3 protein-coding genes are annotated in these 5,208 nt (G+C 41.7%); all 3 read left to right on the top strand.

Annotation, left to right across the window (positions count from 1 at the left end; translation table 11 throughout):
• The first annotated feature begins 321 nt into the window (after positions 1-321).
• Positions 322-1,065: a phospholipase D-like domain-containing protein gene (locus tag P1P86_16545; protein MDF1576796.1), complete on the top strand. Its 744-nt coding sequence runs from the start codon at positions 322-324 to the stop codon at positions 1,063-1,065.
• Between the two features lie 190 nt (positions 1,066-1,255).
• Positions 1,256-4,594: a helicase-related protein gene (locus P1P86_16540; GenBank protein MDF1576795.1), complete on the top strand. Its 3,339-nt coding sequence runs from the start codon at positions 1,256-1,258 to the stop codon at positions 4,592-4,594.
• A partial coding sequence (locus P1P86_16535; protein MDF1576794.1) for a DUF1156 domain-containing protein occupies positions 4,587-5,208 on the top strand: 622 nt, incomplete at its 3' end. The genes P1P86_16540 and P1P86_16535, both read left to right, overlap by 8 nt.

The raw sequence follows: 5,208 nt of genomic DNA, 5'->3' as shown, positions 1-5,208 counted from the left end.
CAAATGCCTGCTTTTTAATACGATTCGAGCCCCCAACCTCCAACCACCCATCCAAACATCCATCCCCACTTCGCACCCAAAGCATGCAGGAAGAATCGAAAAGCGCCTGCCAGCCCCCCTCACCACAAGGGCGGACGGAGCAGAGAGGGACGGGCACCATGTAAGTTCAGACGAGAGGGGGCGGGAACAAGCTTCATTTCAAAATTAATCCCAGATAGAAACAGAAATAACACTATGTGTGTTCCAAGATGTGGAAAACAATAGATATATCTTTAATTAAGCTACTTGTTAATTTTATAAAAATGTAAAGGGAACATTATAATGTATTTTATTGCTAACGAAGAAATTTACACCGAATACAATAATGTAATTAAAGAAGCTGAAAAAGAATTAATTATCGTCACTCCTTGGTATCAACCAACTGGACATATGAAGGCAAATATTGAGGATATATTGAGAGATGATGTAATTCTACATCTTGTTACAAGACCAAAGGATATTAACAATTTTAAGCACAAAAAAAGTATCGAAGAACTTGAAAGCTTAGCAAATAATCTGGGTAACAAAGTTATCAAAAAGGAGGGGGGTCTTCTTGGTATTGGTGCTAAAGAAGTCGAAAAAAAGAGGCTTCAAATTACTTTTGTTCCAGAATTGCATGCTAAAATGGTGATAGCTGATGGGAAGATTGCAGTATTATCTTCATCAAATATAATCGAAACAAGTTTATCCAACAATTTTGAAGCGGGAATTTTTGTTGATAAAAGAAATGATTGTTATGAGTGCAGTTTTAGTAAAGATTTTCTTGCGGATGCAGTCAGCTATGTGGAAATGCTGGAACAAAAATTTTGTAATAGCTCTACAACTCATAAACATAATAAGAAATGTGCTTCTTGTGGTAAAACACTATGGAATCCAAATTATGAAATCTGTTTTATTTGTAATAAGAAGTTAAAACAAAATGTGAATCCAGCACAAAGTAATAATCCGAATAATTGTCCTAAATGTGGTCGACCTAAGAAGCCACAGTTCGAGTTATGCTATATTTGTGCGCAAAATATGAAATAAAAAAGTTAATAAATCTCGTTGCCTCCCCTCACCATAAGGGCGGGCGGCGGGAGAGTGCCATGGCGGCGTAGAGAATAGTTATAAAATGTAGTAATATTGTAATCAAAACACTACAAATATTTACTATGAATTCATTCACATTAACAGGATTAAAAAAATCACGACATATCTTTTTTAAAGGTAGAAAATGATGAACATTATTGCAGGAGATATTATCCAAGATCATAGATGGCCAGAACCCGTTGAAATAAATTTGATTGAAAATATGGGGGATTATGTTCGCATTGTGGGTGCAACTATACATTCTCATATTCACATCGATCAATTAATTCAAAGGGAAGAATTTGAAGAACTGAGTACTGCAATTATTGAATCAAATTTCAATGCTAATCCTCAACACATTTTTCTCAGTCTGGAAGCCAAACGTTACCGTTTTGCTTCTCTTTATGATCCTCTTTTGGCCATGAACACCTCCAAAGTGGATCCGCTACCGCATCAAATAGAAGCTGTTTATGGATATGTCTTAAAACAACCACGAATCAGGTTTCTCATAGCTGATGACCCTGGAGCAGGAAAAACCATTATGGCAGGTCTCATTATAAAAGAAATGAAACTGCGTCATATGGCAAAACGAATTCTAATCGTAGTACCTGGTCATTTAAAGGACCAATGGCAAAGGGAACTTAAAGAGCGGTTTGAAGAGTCTTTTGTTGTTGTTTACCGTGGACTCATGGATTCATTTTTTGGAGAAAATCCCTGGCAGAGGGAAAATAATATAATAACCTCTATTGACTTTGCAAAAAGGGAAGATGTTCTCCCTTCCTTATCATCTGCTCAATTTGATCTGATCATTGTGGATGAAGCTCACAAGATGAGTGCCTATCGCTATGGAGAGAAATTAGGTAAAACGGGACGCTACAGATTGGGTGAGGTATTGTCAAAGAATACAGAGCACCTTCTATTCTTGACAGCAACTCCCCATAAAGGTGACCCTGAGAATTTCAGGCTCTTTCTGGATCTTCTGGAACCAGGCTATTTTGCTACCAACGAGCTGCTTCAGGCTTCCATTATGAATAATGATAATCCCCTGTTCATCAGGCGTGTTAAGGAAGACCTGAAAAATTTTGAAGGTGAACCTTTATTTTTACCCAGATATGTCAAAACGCTCACTTTTAACCTGAGCACTGATTCTCCGGCAGAGAAGGAACTTTATAATGATCTTTCAAAATATGTGAATACCCAATACAATAAGGCTCTTACCAAAGATAAGAAAAGAAATGTGGCTTTTGCATTGGTTATTCTCCAGCGGCGTCTTGCTTCCAGCGTGTATGCTTTATTCAGGTCTCTGGAAAGACGGAAAGATCGTTTAGAGAACATATTGAAGAGTTCCCTGGATAAAACTCGGATAGATGAACGTAGTTTTGATTTTGAGACCATTGAAGATCTGAGTGAGGAAGAACGCTGGAAAGAAGAAGAACTCTGGGAAACTTTGAGTGTTGCTGAAAACCGTGAAGAACTGGAAAGAGAAATAGCAATACTGGGCAAGTTAATTCAACAATCGAAATCCATCATTGAAAAGGAAACCGAATTAAAAGTCCGCCAGCTTAAGGAAACGATGGATAAATTGAATAAGGAATTTCCAGATGAAAAGTTCCTTGTTTTCACTGAATCACGGGATACACTTGAATATCTGGAGAAAAAGATAAAAATCTGGGGTTATGCTGTCAATACGATTCATGGTGGTATGCGGCTGCAAGATAGAATTAAGGCCGAGAGTATATTCAAAAATGAAACCCAGGTTATGATAGCTACTGAAGCTGCCGGTGAAGGTATTAACCTGCAATTCTGCCATCTGATGGTAAATTATGACATCCCATGGAACCCAAACCGCTTAGAACAGCGCATGGGGCGCATCCATAGGTATGGACAGAACAAAGAGGTCTTTGTTTATAATCTGGTGGCAGAGGATACACGTGAAGGCCAGGTTTTGAAGAAACTTTTTGATAAACTCGAAGAGATTAAAACGACTCTGGGCAGCGATAAAGTGTTTGATGTGTTAAGCGAAGCCCTATATGGTAAAAACCTTTCACAACTAATGCTTGAGGCTGCAGCAAGTGCCAGAAGAATTGAAGATATTCTTGAAGAGATCGATATACAACTGGATGAGGACTATATTGCACAAGTCAAGGAACAGCTTGGAGAGAGTCTGGCAACCCATTATATTGATTATACTCGTATCAAGGAAATGGCAGAACAGGCAAGAGAGTATCGTTTGATACCTGAATATACTGAAGCTTTTTTTAAAAAGGCATTTGAAAATGCAGGCGGAAAATTAAGGACAAGAAAGGACGGGCTTATGGCTGTGGATCGTATTCCCTTTGAAATCAGGAAGATAGCTGAAGTTGATTCTTTTAGAAAGCAGTTAGGAACACTTTTAAAGAGTTATCCTAAGATCACATTTGATAAAGAAATTGCATTTAAGAACCAGGATGCTGAATTCCTATCCTTCGGACATCCTCTGTTCGAGGCGGTAATGGCCTGGGTGGAAAAGGAACTGTCAGCAAGTCTTCAACAAGGAGCGGTCTTTGTTGATCCTGAAGGGAAATTGGACGGTGTACTCCTATTTTATGAAGGGGAGATCAAAGACGGTAAAGGGAATGTGGCAGGAAAGCGGTTGTTTGTATTTTTTATTGATAACAATATCAGGGAGATTCATACTGTAAATCCTTCGCTACTGTGGGACCTGGCTGAGGGTGAACCTGAGAGTACAGGTACTGTAGATATTGAGGACATGAAGAAACAGGGTATGACTTCTGTTGTCAATGAGTTGAATGATTACCGGCTTGAACTGTTAAATGAAAGGACCCGCCAGGCCGGAATTAAGGAAAGGTATGGCCTCCAGTCCATGGAACATCTCATCCTTAAACTGGACGGTGAACTTATCCTGCTTTATGGGCGCAGGTACCAGGGTGACAGCGTGGACCTTACGATTTTTAATAAGGAAGAGCAGAAGAAAAACTATGAACTGGCTTTTGAGGAGTTGAAGCATAGTATTGAGCAGGAAAAGCATCTTACCATGTCAGCACCTCGCTTTATTGGTGCAGTCAGGGTTGTTCCGGCAGTACATGTTGAACCTGCGATGGTAAGCGATGCCAGGATAGAACTGATCGGTATGGAAGTTGCCATGAACCATGAACGGGAACACGGCCGTATACCTGAGGATGTTTCGGCTGAGAATTTGGGCTTTGACATACGTTCAAGGGATGGGAACGGCAAGTTGCGGTACATTGAAGTTAAAGCCAGGGCACAACAGGGGGCTGTGGCATTGACCCAGAACGAGTGGTTCAAAGCAAAAAGGTTTACTGATGACTATTACCTTTATGTAGTAATGAATGCTGCCAATAGTCCGGAACTGGTCATTATCAGGAATCCTGTAGAAAACCTGGAACCGGAAGCAATAATCGAATCAGTCAGGTACATTGTGCCGTTTAAAGAGATAATCGCTAAGGGAGGAATGGAAGTTGGATAGTAAAAAAAGGCGCTTTATTGAAGAGACCTTCCCGGTAAAAGAGGTAAGCATCGAATCCGCCCGTGAGAAGAACATCCGCCACGGTCATATCTCCACCCTGCACATCTGGTGGGCCCGCCGCCCTTTAGCATCATCAAGGGCCACCAATTATGCGGCCCTGATCCCTGCACCGGAAAATATTGACGAGTGGAACAAGACCCGGCAGTTCATCATCGACTTCTCGAAGTGGGAGAATTCCCTGAACCCTGCCCTGATCGAACGGGCCAGGAAGGATATTCTGAAGGCAAACGGCGGCAAACCGCCCAGGGTGCTGGACCCATTCGGCGGCGGCGGTGCCATCCCGCTGGAGGCGCTGCGCCTGGGCTGCGAGACCTATTCCAGTGATTATAATCCTGTGGCTGTGCTCATCCAGAAATGCACGCTGGAATATCCCCAGAAATATGGGCATGCTGCAGATGAAGAGGGAAAGTGGGGCGAGCTGTCCGGCAGCAGGCAAAACCCGCTGCTTGAGGACGTGAAGAAGTGGGGGCAGTGGGTGCTGGAGGAGGCAAAGGCCGAGATCGGCAGGTTCTATCTTGAGGAAGAGGACGGCTCCATCCCGGTGGGTTATATCT

This window comes from Bacteroidales bacterium, assembly GCA_029210725.1.
Classification (GTDB): domain Bacteria; phylum Bacteroidota; class Bacteroidia; order Bacteroidales.
The sequence above is the reverse complement of the archived record's forward strand: the minus strand, read 5'-3'. Positions and strand labels throughout refer to the sequence as shown.